The following is a 15,976-nucleotide window of genomic DNA, read 5'->3' on the forward strand; positions in this document are numbered from 1 at the left end:
GCAGCAGGAACCCACCGAAGCGACTCTGGGACGGCTCAATGCCTCCCTTGAGCGCCGTAGGAATCCCCGGCCTTTAGGCGGGGGAGGATGTCAATCTAGACGTGTTAATAACCGCTTGCCATGGCGCCACCAACGTAAGGTGAGCAAGACGGCGACCACACTGAGCCCAGTGACAAAGCCGATCCAAATGCCAATGCCTTCCATACCCACCACAAAAGCTAAAAAGGCACCGATGGGTACCCCAAGCACCCAGTAACCCAGTAAAGCGAGGAGCATAGGCGTGCGTGTGTCATAGAGTCCACGCAACATACCGGCTGCTACAGCCTGAGCCCCATCCGTCAGTTGGAACAGGGCGGCAAAAAACAGAAATTGTGTTGCAGTGATAATAACGGCTCGATTTTCAGGGGCCTTTAAATCAATAAAAAACTGAATGAGAAATTCGGGTTGCAGCCACATCACACAGGCCGCTAACCCCATAAATCCCACCCCTAAGCCATACGACACCCAACCTGCTTGTACGGCATCGTGGGGCGCTGCTCGGCCCATCGCAAGTCCTACACGAATAGTGGCCACTTGACCAAAGCCTAACGGAATCATGTACGACACAGAGCTGATCTGCATGGCAATAGCATGCGCAGCCAATGAGGTATCACCAATGATGCCCATCATGATCACGGCTGCATAAAAGACTAAGGTTTCAAGGGTAAAGGTAATAGCAATGGGGATACCTAGTTTCCACAGTTGGTACAGTTGTTGCCAATTCCACTGAAAAAACTGGGTGAAAATTTTGTAGTGCTTGAAAATAGGGTGTTTATAAACCAATAACAACATACCACTAAGCATAAGCACATTAGTGACAGTGGTAGCAATTCCAGCCCCAATTAAGCCGAGTTGGGGAAAGCCCATCTCACCAAAAATAAGCAGCCATCCAAATAACGCATTCACCACAATACCCGCAATCGCTACATTCAATGTCCAGAGCGGCTTTTCGAGGGCAGCAAAAAAGGAACGTAAAACGATATAGCCTAAATAAGGCAGCAAAGACCACTGGATGGAGTGAATATAGGAAGTCGCTAATAGGGCTGTTTCTGGGTTTTGCCCTAAAGCCAGCCAGAGATGCTGTGCTTGGCTCATGAGAAGCCAGAAAGGCAAACAAATAATCAAGGCGGTTAAGAAACCATGCCGCATAATTTGCTGAATAGCAGAGAGGTTAGAACGGTCTTTGCCAAGTGTGGTGGCTAGCATAGGAATGGTGGCGGACACCAAACCCAAACTAAAAATCATACAAGCTTGATATAAACTAGCCGCTAACGAGCCAGCTGCCAGCTCTACTTTCCCAAGTCGTCCAATGAAAATTAAATTTGTCGTAAGGATCGCAACCTGAGCTAAATTGGTTAATATAATGGGCGAACCCAGCTTTAAAGAGGCCTTAAGCTCATTAAATAGACTAATACGCAAAGCTGCTGTTTGACTCATGGTCCTTGCTGTTTACCTTAAATGATTAGGCTTAGCGCCATTGCTGTAGTATAACCTTTAGGCTTCCTATGGGGCGATCAAAGCCACGACACTCTCCATACCATCTCCGACTCATGACTCTACTGCTTGTCATGGCAGTCGTAGTGCGTGCTTTAATTCCTGCTGGCTTTATGCCCAATGCAGACCACAACGGTCAAGGGCCAGCGCTGACGATGTGTGTAGTGGGTTTATCAGCACCCACCGTGATCTATTTAGATTTAGGTCTGCCCGCTTCAGACTCCCATAGCGATCATCCCGTTTTAGATTGTGCTTTAGGGGGCGCGCTAAGCCTACAAAGTCTTCAGGCCAATACGCCCACATTGGCCTTAATGGTGCTCTTTATTAGTGCGCTACTCGTTTGGACTGCTTCCCCTCCTATTCGACGTAGTAGACTAGTAGGCGCTTTTTTAGGGGCCAGAGGCCCACCCAATCCTTCCTAAATACTGTTTTTTTTATTAATTTATTTAGGATAATGAAATGCGAAATATAACCTTCGCCGTATTGTGTGGTTTTTCTTCTTTAGCTCTGGCTCATGGTAGTCATCATCAAGCCTCACACCAACACCATGAAATCAAAGATTACTCGGCCCAGTTGGCTGCGGCAAAGCCTGCCTCTGAGGTACGGGTAGAGCAATGCTGGGTGCGTTTATTGCCCTCAACGGTGCCATCAGCAGGATACTTTATTATTCATAATGACAGCAACGAAGACCTTGAGCTGATTGCGGGTGCTACGCCTAGTTATGCTCATGTGATGTTGCATGAGACCATCGAGGAAGATGGTATGGCTAAGATGGTTATGGCTGACGAAATGGTGATCCCTGCCAAGAGCACGATTGAGTTTAAGCCGGGTGGGTTGCATGCGATGTTTGAGCAACCTACGCACAACATAGAGCTAGGGCAAACGATGGAAATGGAGCTGCTTTTTGCCAACCAGCAAAAAGTCGCCATACATTGCAAAGTCAACCCAGCCAATGCGCGTAGTTATGAGTAATTATAATAAGTAAACCGGGCTGGGTGGTTGACGACTAAGTCCAACACCCAGCCTAGCTTTAGGCTATCGCCTGAAAGAAATGCATTAATGCCTGATTAAAGCCTTTAGGGTTTGATAAGTTCATACCATGAGACGCATGAGTTATCGATGCCTGATGCGCTCGAGGAAGTTCTTTTTTTAACGCGTTGATACTGCGTTGATAGCGTTCAGGGCTTAAGGCACCACCTAAAAGCAATACAGGCTGTTGCGCTAGCGCGTGTAAATGGGCCGGGCTAATTAAGACTAACTGTTCTCTACTTTGGGCAATTAACGTATGCGCATTGTCTTGAACCATGGTTTTAAACCAACCCACCATTTGAGACCACGTGTTGGGCCCACTAACGGCATCAATAAATAACCCTAGGCCTTCAGACTCGGCACCCGCTGCAATCAACCTGGCGGCTTCATCTAAAATGGGCAGCGAAGTAGGGGCTTGATAGGGCTCGAAGGCAGGGTCAGCCAAAACCACACTCGTCACCGAATGGGGGAACCGCTTAAGGTAATGCGTGACGACGTGCGCCCCACGGGAGTGTCCAACTAAATGAATGCGTTGCCCTGACTGGTGCGTGGCCTCAATCACATCATGGAGCGCCGCACACTGGTTTTCTAGCTCGAAATCATACGCCATATACAGCGCTTCAGATGGCCAGCAGCCAGGTAAGCTTAAACTAACAATATGACCAAAAGGAGCCAGCTTATTGAGCTGCCAGCGCCAATAACGTAAGTCACACAAAGAGCCATGAACAAGGAGAATTAAATCCCCTTGTCCTTGTTCTACGTAATACACATCATGCTGGCTGTATTGCGCCGGTGCCTGCTTTAGTCTGAGCTGAGTAAGAGGTTCAATCACGTGACTTATTGCAAGAGCTGTAAGCGACTATTGGCGGTTTCGGCAGCAGGTGAATCAGGGTAGTCTTTTACGATGCGCGCTAAGGTTTTTTGTGCCGAGGCCAAATCATTCATTTCGACTTGACTAGAAGCAATGACCATCAGTGCATCAGGAGCGCGTGGACTCGTAGGGCTAGAGCTAATTAACGTTTGTAGTTTTTGTATTGCAGCAGAAAAACGTTTGGTCGCATAGAGGCTACTGCCTTCGTAGAAACGGACGTCTTCGATTTGAGAGCTATTAGGGTAGGCCTCGATAAACGTGCCAAAACCGCTGGCCGCTTCTTGATATTGGCCGTTACGGTATAGATCCATAGCCGCCTCATAGGCGGCTTGTTCTTGGGGATCGCTAATTAAGCTTTGCGTGGCTTGCTCGTTTTGTTGATTTTGTGAGCTTTGCCATCCCAAGGTTTCCACTTTGCCCCGTAATTGAGCAATTTCTTGGCGCATCATTTCGATTTGATCTGCCAGCATGAGGCGGGCATGTTGATTCTGCTCGTTCATTTGGCGAATTTGCTGACGTAACTCGATGATAGCGCGTCGAGCCTCATCGTCTGCAAAGGCATGAGTAGGTAAAGCGATGCCGAACAGCAAGGCCCCAGACAGTAGTGCAAGACGGGGTTTTCTAAACAGGTAGTGTACGCTCATGGATGAATCCTCGTAGAAAAAACGCCGTAGCGTGGTAGCGCTACGGCGTCAATTTATCATACTTTAGCGTGATTAACGCTGGTAGTTGATATCTGCACGACGGTTCTCAGCGTAATCAGCTTCGGTATTGCCAAACGCTTTAGGGCGTTCTTTACCAAAACTGATGGCTTCGATTTGACCGGCACTTACACCCATAAGGGTCATCATGCGAGCCACAGCGTCGGAGCGTCGTTGGCCTAGAGCTAAGTTGTACTCAGCACCGCCACGGGCATCAGCATTACCTTCAATGCGGACAGCTTGTTGTGGGTTGCTACGCAAGTAAGTAGAGTGCATTTCTACTGTATTGCGATATTGATCAGCGACTACATAGCTATCAAAGTCAAAGTAAACTGAACGCTGCTGGGCCAAAGGGCTCTGTGGGTTAAACGGATCCATCACTACACCAGTGCTAGGATCTGTCATGCCACCAGTACCTGTTGTGCCTGAAGCAGACTCATCGAGTGGTACAGAACTACATGCGGCTAAAGCTAAAGCCAAAGAGGCTACTGTAAAGCCTTTAAAAATGCGCGAGCTCATTAGCGTTCCTTTAAAAAAGAGTCACACAGAAATTAGTTTGTAAACGGCCCCCAAGTCGGTTCGCGAACTTTACCATTCAGCGACGACAGGGTTTGACGTACACGCCCGTCAACAGAGGTTACTGCTAGCACACTACGACCACCTTGGATGGAACTATATAAAACTTGCATCCCATTTGGCGCAAAGCTAGGAGATAAATCATCCGGCCCCGTGGTTAACAGTTGTTCACTGCCTGTTTGCATGTTTTGCAGAGCAATGCGATACGCGCCATTTCTCCGTGTCACATAAACAAGATTATTACCATCGGGAGCGACTTCGGGTGAGATATTGTAACTACCGTTAAACGTAATCCGACGTGCGTCACCTCCATTGAGGTCGACTTGATAGATCTGGGGGTTGCCACCACGATCGCTGGTAAAAACCAATGAGCCACCGTCCGGAGAATAGGACGGCTCTGTGTCAATGAGTGGTGAACGCATAACACGACGCAAGCCTGAGCCATCAGCATTAATGGTATAGATTTGCGAGATGCCATCGCGTGAAAGCACCACGGCTAGTTGGTTTCCGCTAGGCGCCCAGGCGGGTGCACTGTTGTTACCTTTAAAGTTGGCAACAGGTTCGCGCTTGCCGGTAGCTAAGGTCTGTACATAGACCACTGGTTTTTCCGTTTCAAAGCTAACGTAAGCAAGTTTGGACCCATCTGGTGACCAAGCTGGCGATATAATGGAGCTTTTAGAGCGTAGCATTACTTGAGGGTTTTGGCCGTCAGCATCTGCAATTTGTAACTCATAATTGTCTCCTGTTTGCAACACATAGGCGATTCTTGTAGAGAAAACACCACGCACCCCCGTAATTTTCTCGTAAATCCGGTCAGCAATACGGTGTGACAAACGACGTAATTCTTTTTCATTGCCTGCAAAAGCAATGCCATCCATCTCTACACCATTGACCGCATCAACTAGCTTATACGTAATGCTGTATTGCCCACCACTTTGATCCACTGAACCATAAGCAAGATAGTCTGCACCCCGATTACGCCAGGTGGCATGATCAATCTGACTTTCACTATTTAGGTTAGCGCCCGTAGCATTTACTAACTGAAACTGGCCCGAGCGACTAAGGTCAGCTCGAATAATTTCAGCTATAGGCTGGGCAGCGGGATTATTGGCAAAATCTGCGACGGCTATGGGGTACTGAGTAGCGCCTACGCCAGAAATGTCGACGCGCAGCTGAGCTTGCACGGTTTGGCTGCACAGCATGGCAGTAGTTAATACCGCAGCTAAGGCACCGACACGACTACTGCGTTTTACATTTGGGGATAGGGTTGCGGTCATTATGGCAATCTCCTGTTTAGTCATACATACGGTACTCACCATCAATAAATGATGGGTAACGTCCATTAGATGGTTTAGGGAAGGGCGAGCATTTGGCTATCCCTTTTTGTACCGCATCATCAAATAATGCGATCCCTGATGAGCGAGTAATACGTACATTACGTACTGTGCCATCAGAATTTAAATCTACACGATATTGTAATGCTGGATTGGTTGAGCCACTGCGAGGCGGTGTGTTGTAAACGACACGGGGACGTACACAAGCACGTACTTTAGCGCCGTAGCCATTATCACCCCCACTACCACCTACTTGGTTACGGTCTGCGGTTCCACCAGAGGCTCCGGCTATTTGCTTGCCATCGCCTAATAGGGCTGCACGGAAAGCGTCTTCTTTTGCTTTCTTATCTGCTGCCGCTTTAGCTTTACGCTCGGCTTCCGCTTTGGCTTTACGTTCGGCTTCCGCTTTGGCTTTACGTTCGGCTTCGGCCTTGGCTTTTTGCTCGGCTTCGGCTTTGGCTTTACGTTCGGCCTCGGCCTTGGCTTTTTGCTCGGCTTCGGCTTTGGCTTTGCGTTCGGCTTCGGCCTTGGCTTTTTGCTCGGCTTCGGCTTTGGCTTTGCGTTCGGCTTCAGCCTTGGCTTTTTGCTCGGCTTCCTCTTTAGCGATACGTTCGGCTTCGGCCTTGGCTTTTTGCTCGGCTTCGGCTTTGGCTTTACGTTCGGCTTCGGCCTTGGCTTTACGTTCGGCTTCGGCCTTGGCTTTTTGCTCGGCTTCCTCTTTAGCGATACGTTCGGCTTCCGCTTTGGCTTTTTTATCAGCTTCCGCCTTTTCCTTGCGGGCTTTCTCTAAAGCAATTTCTGGGTCTTCAGCGGGGGGAGGGGTCACCTTAGGCGCTGGAATGTCTGGTGCAGGCTCAGGTTCCGGGGCTTGCGGCTCGGGCTCTGGGGCGGGTGGTTCAGGTTCAGGCTCCGGTTCAGGCTGTGGTTCGGGCTGTGGTTCGGGCTCAACCACAGGCTCTTCGTCGGGCTGAGCGACTGGCTCATCCCTATTTTCAGCAACGGCCATTTCCCCCTCAGCCCACAATTCAATTTGAACGGGGTGCGGGTCTTTGGGGGCACTAAATAAGCCGATAAGCAGCACAAGAAACAAACCCAGATGCAGAGCAATAGCGTAAATAAGGCCACGTCGTTGTTCGTGCTCTTCGGGTGTTAATAAGCTGGATTCTGTTCGATTAAATAAACGCATTCGGGCTTAATAACCTATTGGCTTGTGTCTTGGTTAACCAGAAAACCTAAACGGGTAAAGCCATTACTACGGAGTTGATCCATAATTTCCATTACAGAAGCGTAGGGCACCTCACCGTCTGCTGCAATCACGACTGGGTTTTGGTCTACAGCAAGTTCAGAAACTTCATTAACCAAGTTGTCGGCTGTGATCGAGTGAAACTGAGCATCACCATCGCGCAAACGGATGGACATTTGCCCGTCTTTATCGATTTGAACTTCAATGGGCACGGCAGGTACCTCGGAGGCTTGACCCACCGAAGGTAAATCAATGAGGCCGGGTGTAATCATTGGTGCCGTCACCATAAAAATCACCAGCAAGACCAACATGACATCGATATAGGGCACGACGTTAATTTCGTTTTTTAAGCGACGACTTTGACGTCTTGAATTACCTCGCAGCGAAGACATGTCACACCTGACGTTGTAAAATATTAAGGAATTCGTCTACAAAGCCTTCAAAACGCACCGCAATGCGATCGACTTCATTTGTAAAGCGGTTGTAGGCGACCACAGCCGGAATCGCGGCAAACAAGCCAATCGCTGTTGCAATCAATGCTTCTGCAATCCCAGGGGCCACCGACGCTAAAGTAGCAGACTGTGCACCAGATAAACCAATAAATGCGTGCATAATCCCCCAGACCGTACCCAATAAACCAATATAAGGGCTAACCGAGCCAGCCGAAGCCAAAAAGTTTAGTCTGGACTCAAGCTGGTCAAGCTCACGCTGGAAAGTGGCTCGCATGGCGCGACGCGGCCCATCCAGAAGCGCATCGCCTTTTTGATTGCTGCGCCGTGCTTTGATGAACTCTGACATACCGGCCTCAAAGATCCGCGCAAGGGCTCCGTGTTCTTCACGGCGCGTGGCAATCGCTTGTTGCAATACAGTTAAGTCACCACCAGTCCAAAAATCGTCCTCAAACCGACGAGTCTGCTCTTCGGTACGTTTAATGGCCGCGCGCTTACTAAATATGTAGCTCCATGACACGATGGAAATGCCTACCAGTAACAGCATGACAAGCTGAACTGGAATACTGGCTTCAAGTAATAAAGAGATTAACGATAGTTCACTGCTAGCTTGCATGGTCAATCCTGAGCTTGTTCTAAAATGGATCGAAGATGAGGTTTAATTTTTGTAGAGCGCATGGTGTTAGCATCCACACACACCACCACAATCGTACTTTCACACAAAAGTTGCTCTTTACACCACGCTTTTTGAGCAAAGTGTACTGAAGCCCCCCCAACATGAGTGATTTCACTATGAATAGTAAGCAAGTCATCTAACTGGGCTGGACGCTTATAGTCAATGCTTGCCTGTTTCACTACAAAGAGTTGGTGTTCAGTTTGAGCCAATTGCGACTGATTAATCCCTAAACGCCTGAGCCACTCGGTACGAGCGCGCTCAAAAAACTTAAGATAGTTGGCATAAAATACAATGCCACCTGCATCAGTATCCTCGTAATATACGCGAATCTGAAGCTCATTGGCATTTTGACTCATTTCAGTTGGCATGTCTTTGTAAATAATGTGAAGAAAATATGCCGAGTCCTAGATGGGCTCGGCACAGAATTGAAATTATAGATGCTCTAGGCTTTGTTGAATATGCGCTAGGGCAGAAGCCGTCGTTACTTTTTCTGTGTCGCCCCCTCGACGTTGCTGGATCTCAATGATGCCTTCCTTAAGTCCGCGGTCGCCAACCGTAACGCGCACCGGCACACCAATTAGCTCCCAATCAGCGAACATCACACCAGGACGTACGTCGCGGTCATCTAAAATGACGTCAACCCCTTGGGCTTTTAACTGATGGTATAGGTCGGTGGCGGCTTTTTGGACTTCTGCGCTTTTACTCCAGTTTAAGGCGCAAATGACTACCTCGAAGGGTGCCAAGGCTTTAGGCCAAATAATTCCTTTGCTATCGTGGTTCTGCTCTATGGCGGCTGCGGCAATACGGCTGACGCCAATGCCATAACAGCCCATTTGAATCAGTTGTGGCTTGCCATCTTTATCTAAATAAGTCGCCTGCAGCTTTTTAGAATAGGTGTCGCCTAGAAAGAAAACATGACCTACTTCAATACCACGCTGAATCGCCAGTTGCCCTACACCTTGTGGATCAGGGTCGCCAGCAACTACGTTACGCAAATCAGCCACAGTGGGCTCGGCTAAATCGCGGCCCCAGTTGACTCCTACATAGTGATAGCCGGCTTCGTTTGCGCCACAAATGAAGTCACTCATATTAGCTACCGTTGTGTCTGCAATGATTTTGACTTCATCCGATAGCTCTACAGGCCCTAAGTAACCCGGTATGCAACCAAAATGTGTTTGAATTTCTGCTTCGGTGGCTAAACGATAGCCGGCTTCAAAGCCGGGCAGCTTGCCTACTTTGACCTCGTTAAGCTCATGGTCGCCACGCACCAGTAATAACCAAACTTGAGCGTGTGCATGGGCATCAGTCGGGCCGGTGGCGAGCACAACCGCTTTGACTGTATCGCTGAGTGGACGGTTAAGCTGCTCTGCTACCCATTCACATTTGGTGGCATCGGGTGTGGCAACTTTCTCGAGTTGAGCTGCAGGCGCTGCACGCTCAGCAATAAGACACGGTGCAGTAGCCAATTCAATATTCGCGGCAAAGTCACTGTCTGGGTTGTAGACAATTTCGTCCTCACCGGTATCTGCAATCACTTGAAACTCGTGGCTACGTGAGCCACCTATAGAGCCTGTATCGGCGGCAACGGCACGGAAAGTAAGCCCAAGCCGTTCAAAAATACGCGTATAAGCCGCATACATGATGTCATAGCTTTTCTGTGCTTCTTCTTCGTTGCGATCAAACGAGTAGGCGTCTTTCATCGTGAACTCACGACCACGCATTAACCCAAAGCGAGGGCGACGCTCGTCACGGAACTTAGTTTGAATATGGTAGAAATTAACGGGTAATTGGCGCCAGCTTTGAATTTCATTGCGCACAATATCCGTCACCACCTCTTCGGAAGTGGGTTGTAAGACGAAATCACGCTGATGTCTGTCTTTAATACGTAAGAGTTCGGCGCCGTATTCGTTCCAACGCCCCGTTTCTTGCCACAGCTCTGCGGGCTGCACCACTGGCATTAATAATTCAAGCGCACCGGCCCGATCCATTTCCTCGCGTACGATGTGTTCAATTTTACGTAAAACCTTTAAACCAAGCGGCATATAGGTGTAGATGCCGCCTGCGACACGGCGAATCATGCCGGCACGAGTCATGAGTTGATGGCTAGCAACCTCGGCTTCAGCAGGGGCTTCTTTTAAAGTATTAATGTGATAGTGGCTTGCATACATGGTAGTGAACTCAACAGGTACGTATAATCAAAGTAATTGTATTGAATTTATATAGAGGTGGCCTATGTTAGATCGTGAAGGCTACCGTCCAAATGTAGGGATCATTCTTGTGAATCGCAAGAATGAAGTGTTTTGGGGTAAGCGCATAAAGGAACACGCTTGGCAGTTTCCTCAAGGCGGTATCCAACAAGGTGAAAGCCCTGTACAGGCTATGTACAGAGAGCTTCACGAAGAAGTCGGATTACTACCCGAACACGTCCGCATTTTAGGACGGACGCGCGATTGGTTGCGATATAACGTACCCAATCACTTCGTGCGCCGAGAGGCACGCGGTCATTACAAAGGGCAAAAACAAATTTGGTTTTTGCTTCGCATGGTTGGACGCGATAGTGATGTTAGCTTAAGGGCAACAGAAACTCCTGAGTTTGACGCCTGGCGCTGGAGTGAGTACTGGGTACCGTTAGACGCAGTCATTGATTTTAAGCGAGAAGTTTACTTTCAAGCACTGAATGAATTATCGGTGCATGTCTTTAAACACAAGCAAGAAACTCGTTTTTTGCGTCAACGGGGGTATGCTGCTCATCGGCAGCGGCAAAACACAGAGTTAAATCTTACGCATAATAACTAGTTAATCATAGCCCTATGTGCTTACATGGGGTTATGATAAATCCTTGTCTTATTCTTTTGGGTTCTCTTTTTACTGATTATGCCTATGCTGCAGGATCTAGACCTATTAGCCAATCGCATTAGCCGTTTGGTTTCGTACTCCGAACGTTTAAAAAGTGAACGCTCTGAGCTTCTGTCGCGCGTTAAGCTGCTTGAGCAAGAGCGCACGACTTTGCGTGACCAACTCAGCACTCAACAACACGAGTACGCCTCAATGGCCGAGGTGGTAACTCAGCATCAGGTTGAAATGCAGACTGCAAAGCAAACCGCCGAAGAAGCACAAGAACTCTTATACAACGAACTCATACAGCAGCAAGAGGAACTCGCTCAGCTACGGCAGCGCTTGCAGTATAGCGAAACCAGAGCTGCTGCATTAGAGCAGGCTGCCACCTTTGCACGAGATCACGTCGGTCATATTCTTGATCGGTTGCCTAATGGTGCAATCAGTCCTGCTCCTGAACAGCTGGAGCCATAAATGGAACGCTTGGATATCAACTTATTGGGGCGTGATTATACGTTGGCTTGCCCACCTTCAGAAAAAGCCAAGCTACTAGAAGCCGTCCAGCATGTGGACCAACACATGGAACGCATTAAAGATGCGGGTCGTACAAGCGGCAACGAGCGTATTGCTGTGATGGCAGCTATTCAAATTGCTGTCGAGCTTTTGTCCATGAAAGCCCCTAACGGTCCTCTGGGTGACCTTGCTTTAGGCGACTTTAAGCGTAAAATAGATGATATGCATCGTCTAATGGATGGTGTACTCGGAACAAATGACCAAAATCGTTAAATAAAACTTACAGATTTTGGTAAGATATGTAGGTAGTATCGTTTAAGTCCCTGCCGTGTGCGAGACGTGGCCATATATTCCTTGAACCAATGCTTATGGCATTAGGTTGCCGGATTAACAAGCAGGTGTGCACCGCTACTTTGTCTAGCGATCCCGAAACTTGTTTGATGGCAACCACCTTGTGAACTCTAGGTTCCCAGGATGCCGGCCTTGACGCCACAGGTGGGGCATTTCTTCTAAAAGCCGGCAAAAGCCGGCTTTTTTTCTAGGGGTCTTTTTATGCGTACTACATGGTTATCTTCAATAGCAATGGCTTCACTCACTTTGGGCTTGCTGGGTGTGGCTCATGCCGAGCCCTCTTCCCATCAAAAACTACCCACTTTGCACCTCGAGGCGCAAGCTTATACCGAAGTGCAGCAAGACACGGTCACTATTACCCTACAGGCAACACACCAAAGCAGCGAGCAGGCTGTGGTCACTCAGCAATTAACAGAGGTGGTCAGTCGGGTGCTTGCCGAGGCTAAAAAACAAGACAAAGTAAAAGTCAGTAGTGGTAATTATTATGTACGCCCACAGCACGATAAAGACGGCAAAGTCTCTGGCTGGATTGGCCAATCACAGTTGCTTTTTGAATCCACCGATATCGATGCGGCCTCAAAATTAGCGGCCGCTTATCAAGATCAAATGCCCGTCGCTAATGTGGCTTTTTCTGTGTCGAAAAAGGTGCGTATGCAGGTTGAAAGCGAGCTAATGCAAGATGCTGCTCAAGCCTTTCAGCAGCGCGCTCTGGCAATGACGCAGGCATTGGGTTTTGATTCATACCGCCTCAAGGAAATGCACCTAGGTGGCAGTGGTGCCGTTTTTAAAGCACCACGTGCGCAATATGAAATGATGGCGGCTTCTGCGATGGGTGCTGCCCAAGACTTGCCTATAGACTCAGGCACCCAAGAACTCAGCCTAAGTCTAAGCGGCTCAATTTACTTGCTCGATAAAAAATAACCAAGCCTAAGACCATCATTGGGATAGACAACCATTGCCCCATCGATAAATTAGCCCACAATAAACCCAGGAAGGCATCAGGCTCACGGCTAAACTCCACAATAAAACGGAAAAAGCCGTAGCCGATTAAAAATAAACCACTCACTTGTCCTTTAGGTCGCGGTTTAGCCGAAAACCACCATAAAAGGATAAACAAGCAAATTCCTTCAAGCAGCATCTGATAGAGCTGAGACGGGTGTCGCGCGATACCATCCATGGCTTGGGGGAAAACCATTCCCCATGGCGCATCCGTAGGGCGTCCCCAGAGCTCGCCATTGATAAAGTTGCCTAACCGGCCTGCAGCCAACCCTAAAGGGATAAGGGGTGCAAGAAAATCGCCTAAGTCAAAAAACGCAATATTACGGCGGTGGCTAAACCAAAGTAGAACGGCAAGCACACCTATTAGCCCTCCGTGAAAGGACATACCCCCTTGCCAGAGATAAAAAATATGCCACCAATGCTCGGGTTGTAAATAATAGGAGGCTTGGTAAAAGAACACATAACCTAACCTGCCACCTAAAATGACCCCCACAATACAATAAAAAATTAAATCCTCTAGTCCCTTTTTATCCAGAGGGGCTTGACCCTGCCGTATACGGTAGTTTCCCAGTGCCCACACTAAAGCAAAGCCAATTAAATACATCAGCCCATACCAGTGCACGGCTAAAGGCCCTAATTGAATAGCAACGGGATCAAACTGTGGGTGTTGGAGCATGGTTTTCAGATCCTACGGTAGAAACACTAAATAGCCGGAAAAGAGCTCAAGCGATAAGCTACGCTTTGCAGTGTGAAATAAAAATGAATACCAAATCATACACAAAAGGAGACACGATGACTGCAGCGGTTTTATTTGGGGCGGGCTGCTTTTGGTCAATTGAACCCGCTTTTGGGGCCTTACGGGGGGTGACCTATGTGCATCCGGGCTACAGCGGTGGTAAAACGCACTATCCTACGCGTCAGCTGGTCCACAATACTAACACCGGCCATATAGAGGTAGTACAGGTGCGTTACGACCCGGAAAGGATTAGCTTCGACACACTCCTAGAGGTGTTTTTTTCCTTACATGACCCCACCAGTCTTAACAAGCAAGGCCCAGACGAGGGCAGTCAATATGCTTCAGCTATTTTTTATACGTTGCCCGAGCAGCTGGCTGCGGCTCAGGCTCGTATAGATCAACTTGAGCTCAAATTAAAAAAGCCCATCGTCACGCGTCTTATTCCTGCCTCTGTGTTTTGGCCGGCAGAGCCCGAGCACTTAGATTATTATTTGCTTAACTCTACTCAGCCTTATAGTCTTACAGTGATTCAACCTAAACTCCGCGAGTTTTCTAAAGCCTACAAAGCACTCATTAAAACTCGTAACGACTAAGACACAGGCGCGACAGGGGTTGATCCAAACTGGATGCGTTTTAATACCCACGCCATGGTTGCCATGACCCATAACGTCATGACGACGCGTCCCGCCAAAATAATCCACACATCGGCCCCTAATGCCGCAATCAACAGCGTATCCTCAATCAACGAATGCGACAGCGAAAGCCAAGACAAAGCCAGTAGGCGCGTCTTGGCATCAAAATTGCTTTTTTGGGCTTCTTCTATAATAAGTGCGCCACCATAACTTAAACCCAGTAGTACTCCTACTGTAGTCACTGGGGCTACGCGCTGGTCTAAACCAGACAGCCTTAATAGAGGGGTCATGACTTTAGCTAAAAGACGGGTAAAGCCAATGCGTTCTAAAAGATCAAGGGTGACAACTAACACACTAATAATAAGAGCCGTCATCCCCAAGGTGCGCAAGGTACCTATTAGCCACACACCCCACGAATCAATAAATCCTAGGTTTTCTTTTGGTATCTCTGTACTTAGCCAAGCCAAGTTGACCGGTTCGCCTAATAGAGACAAGGCGCTTAGGCTCCACGTTACGATAGCCCCATAAAGCATTGCCACGCCAATACGTAATGCGCCAGTAATAAGAGCGCTGGCACCGGCCCGCTGTGCAATGGCCTGTTCCATGGGCAAATTATGAGCAATCAGCATCATCGCACCTAAGGCGCTTAATTGAGCGGTATTTAAACTGAGTGAGTCAGAAAGTGCGCCAAGCGTGGCAATGCCACCATATATATTAGTGAGGAGTGTGGTGACCCATACAATGCCTGCCTCAGGGGGAAGGTTAAGCAAAGCCATAACCGGTGAAAGCAGTTGAGCTATCCAATGCACTAGCCCTAGTTGATCTGCTAGGTGCACAATAAATAAAACGGGCACCATTATTTTGGCTACCGTTAAAAACATACGCCAGCTACGCTGTAGCACTTGAGTGAAATACGCAAACATAAATACGGCTCCAATAGAGTAGGGCGTATTGTAGCAATGAAGTCTTTGTACTTAAGAGGCCGCCGTGGCTGAAAAGCGTCTCAGTCAAAGCGTGAAAAGTAGCACTCTATATATAGAGGTAGCTAAACTCATCACAGCGAGTATTGGCTTTTTCTGATTTTCACGTTTATTTGAATTTATTTTTAAAAAGAGCTTGTCATCTTTATAAACTTAGTGCTATAGTTACTTTTCTGTCGCGAAACACCTAAGGGTTAACCCCTAGTTAGCAAAGCGGCAGGCCAAAAAATTATTTTTTGGTGCTTGACAGCAGCAACGTTTAAAAGTTAATATACGTTCCTTGCTTCAAAAGCAAACAAGTTATGTTTTAACAAGTTTAAAAAATAACTTGCAGCATTAAAAAATACTTGTTATAGTTTAATGCTTACCTGCTTAGCCAGGGCTTAAATCGAAGTGCTTTGCCAAGTATTTTAGTTTAAGCGATGAAATGAAGGTCTTGCAAAAAATGCTTGACAGGTTTTAAAAAACACTTCATAATTCATCTTTCGCTACTTACTGCAACGTTAACACGTTTGTCA

19 protein-coding genes and 1 other RNA gene are annotated in these 15,976 nt (G+C 47.9%); 8 read left to right on the top strand and 12 right to left on the bottom strand.

What is annotated here, in order from left to right; all coding sequences use genetic code 11:
* Positions 1–90 precede the first annotated feature (90 nt).
* Entirely contained in the window at positions 91–1,476 is a 1,386-nt protein-coding gene (locus GGR41_RS12895) for an MATE family efflux transporter (protein WP_167662256.1), read from the bottom strand.
* A gap of 113 nt (positions 1,477–1,589) precedes the next feature.
* On the opposite strand from GGR41_RS12895, the gene GGR41_RS12900 reads away from it, so the two are divergent.
* Both GGR41_RS12900 and GGR41_RS12905 read left to right on the top strand, forming a co-directional pair.
* The gene (locus GGR41_RS12900; protein WP_167662257.1) at positions 1,590–1,955 is read left to right on the top strand and encodes a hypothetical protein; all 366 of its coding nucleotides are present in this window, start codon (positions 1,590–1,592) and stop codon (positions 1,953–1,955) included.
* Positions 1,956–1,992: 37 nt separating this feature from the next.
* A complete protein-coding gene (locus GGR41_RS12905; RefSeq protein ID WP_167662258.1) occupies positions 1,993–2,505 on the top strand; it encodes a copper chaperone PCu(A)C in 513 nt (170 codons plus the stop codon).
* A 58-nt stretch (positions 2,506–2,563) separates the two neighbouring features.
* On the opposite strand, the gene GGR41_RS12910 is transcribed toward GGR41_RS12905, so the two are convergent.
* The 9 genes from GGR41_RS12910 to GGR41_RS12950 all read right to left on the bottom strand — a co-directional run bounded on the left by GGR41_RS12910 (position 2,564) and on the right by GGR41_RS12950 (position 10,580).
* A complete protein-coding gene (locus tag GGR41_RS12910) occupies positions 2,564–3,394 on the bottom strand; it encodes an alpha/beta fold hydrolase (RefSeq protein WP_167662259.1) in 831 nt (276 codons plus the stop codon).
* A 5-nt stretch (positions 3,395–3,399) separates the two neighbouring features.
* Positions 3,400–4,077, bottom strand: coding sequence for a tol-pal system protein YbgF (gene ybgF / locus GGR41_RS12915; protein ID WP_077733806.1), 678 nt, complete (start codon positions 4,075–4,077; stop codon positions 3,400–3,402).
* A 72-nt stretch (positions 4,078–4,149) separates the two neighbouring features.
* On the bottom strand, positions 4,150–4,653 hold the full coding sequence (gene pal, locus GGR41_RS12920) for a peptidoglycan-associated lipoprotein Pal (protein WP_077733805.1): 504 nt from the start codon (positions 4,651–4,653) through the stop codon (positions 4,150–4,152).
* A 32-nt stretch (positions 4,654–4,685) separates the two neighbouring features.
* Positions 4,686–5,987 carry a Tol-Pal system beta propeller repeat protein TolB gene (gene tolB / locus GGR41_RS12925; protein ID WP_173834800.1) on the bottom strand — a complete coding sequence of 434 codons (1,302 nt, stop codon included), beginning with the start codon at positions 5,985–5,987 and terminating at the stop codon, positions 4,686–4,688.
* A gap of 16 nt (positions 5,988–6,003) precedes the next feature.
* Positions 6,004–7,230 (bottom strand): cell envelope integrity protein TolA, encoded by a 1,227-nt coding sequence (gene tolA / locus GGR41_RS12930; RefSeq protein ID WP_167662261.1) that lies wholly within the window; start codon positions 7,228–7,230, stop codon positions 6,004–6,006.
* A gap of 14 nt (positions 7,231–7,244) precedes the next feature.
* Positions 7,245–7,679, bottom strand: a complete 435-nt coding sequence (locus GGR41_RS12935) for an ExbD/TolR family protein (RefSeq protein WP_167662262.1) — start codon at positions 7,677–7,679, stop codon at positions 7,245–7,247.
* Between the two features lies 1 nt (position 7,680).
* Positions 7,681–8,352, bottom strand: coding sequence for a protein TolQ (gene tolQ / locus GGR41_RS12940; protein ID WP_167662263.1), 672 nt, complete (start codon positions 8,350–8,352; stop codon positions 7,681–7,683).
* Positions 8,353–8,354: 2 nt separating this feature from the next.
* Positions 8,355–8,768: a tol-pal system-associated acyl-CoA thioesterase gene (gene ybgC, locus GGR41_RS12945; RefSeq protein ID WP_167662264.1), complete on the bottom strand. Its 414-nt coding sequence runs from the start codon at positions 8,766–8,768 to the stop codon at positions 8,355–8,357.
* A 75-nt stretch (positions 8,769–8,843) separates the two neighbouring features.
* Positions 8,844–10,580, bottom strand: a complete 1,737-nt coding sequence (locus GGR41_RS12950; protein ID WP_167662265.1) for a proline--tRNA ligase — start codon at positions 10,578–10,580, stop codon at positions 8,844–8,846.
* A gap of 64 nt (positions 10,581–10,644) precedes the next feature.
* On the opposite strand from GGR41_RS12950, the gene GGR41_RS12955 reads away from it, so the two are divergent.
* The 5 genes from GGR41_RS12955 (at position 10,645) to GGR41_RS12975 (ending at position 13,032) form a co-directional block, all read left to right on the top strand.
* Positions 10,645–11,208: an RNA pyrophosphohydrolase gene (locus tag GGR41_RS12955; protein WP_077733801.1), complete on the top strand. Its 564-nt coding sequence runs from the start codon at positions 10,645–10,647 to the stop codon at positions 11,206–11,208.
* Positions 11,209–11,286: 78 nt separating this feature from the next.
* A complete protein-coding gene (locus tag GGR41_RS12960) occupies positions 11,287–11,721 on the top strand; it encodes a hypothetical protein (protein WP_077733800.1) in 435 nt (144 codons plus the stop codon).
* Positions 11,722–12,033 carry a cell division protein ZapA gene (locus GGR41_RS12965; RefSeq protein ID WP_077733799.1) on the top strand — a complete coding sequence of 104 codons (312 nt, stop codon included), beginning with the start codon at positions 11,722–11,724 and terminating at the stop codon, positions 12,031–12,033.
* A 44-nt stretch (positions 12,034–12,077) separates the two neighbouring features.
* A non-coding RNA gene (ssrS, locus tag GGR41_RS12970) (6S RNA) lies at positions 12,078–12,266 on the top strand.
* Between the two features lie 46 nt (positions 12,267–12,312).
* Positions 12,313–13,032: an SIMPL domain-containing protein gene (locus GGR41_RS12975; RefSeq protein ID WP_167662266.1), complete on the top strand. Its 720-nt coding sequence runs from the start codon at positions 12,313–12,315 to the stop codon at positions 13,030–13,032.
* On the opposite strand, the gene lgt is transcribed toward GGR41_RS12975, so the two are convergent.
* A complete protein-coding gene (gene lgt, locus GGR41_RS12980) occupies positions 12,986–13,786 on the bottom strand; it encodes a prolipoprotein diacylglyceryl transferase (RefSeq protein WP_167662267.1) in 801 nt (266 codons plus the stop codon). The two genes, GGR41_RS12975 and lgt, sit on opposite strands and share 47 nt — an antisense overlap.
* Positions 13,787–13,902: 116 nt before the next feature.
* Between lgt and msrA the strand changes: the two genes are divergently transcribed.
* Positions 13,903–14,439: a peptide-methionine (S)-S-oxide reductase MsrA gene (gene msrA / locus GGR41_RS12985; protein WP_077733797.1), complete on the top strand. Its 537-nt coding sequence runs from the start codon at positions 13,903–13,905 to the stop codon at positions 14,437–14,439.
* Here msrA and GGR41_RS12990 read toward each other — a convergent pair.
* Positions 14,436–15,401 (bottom strand): nucleoside recognition domain-containing protein, encoded by a 966-nt coding sequence (locus GGR41_RS12990; protein WP_167662268.1) that lies wholly within the window; start codon positions 15,399–15,401, stop codon positions 14,436–14,438. The two genes, msrA and GGR41_RS12990, sit on opposite strands and share 4 nt — an antisense overlap.
* Positions 15,402–15,976: the final 575 nt, after the last annotated feature.

The organism is Paenalcaligenes hominis (assembly GCF_011927625.1).
GTDB classification, from domain to species: domain Bacteria; phylum Pseudomonadota; class Gammaproteobacteria; order Burkholderiales; family Burkholderiaceae_B; genus Paenalcaligenes; species Paenalcaligenes hominis.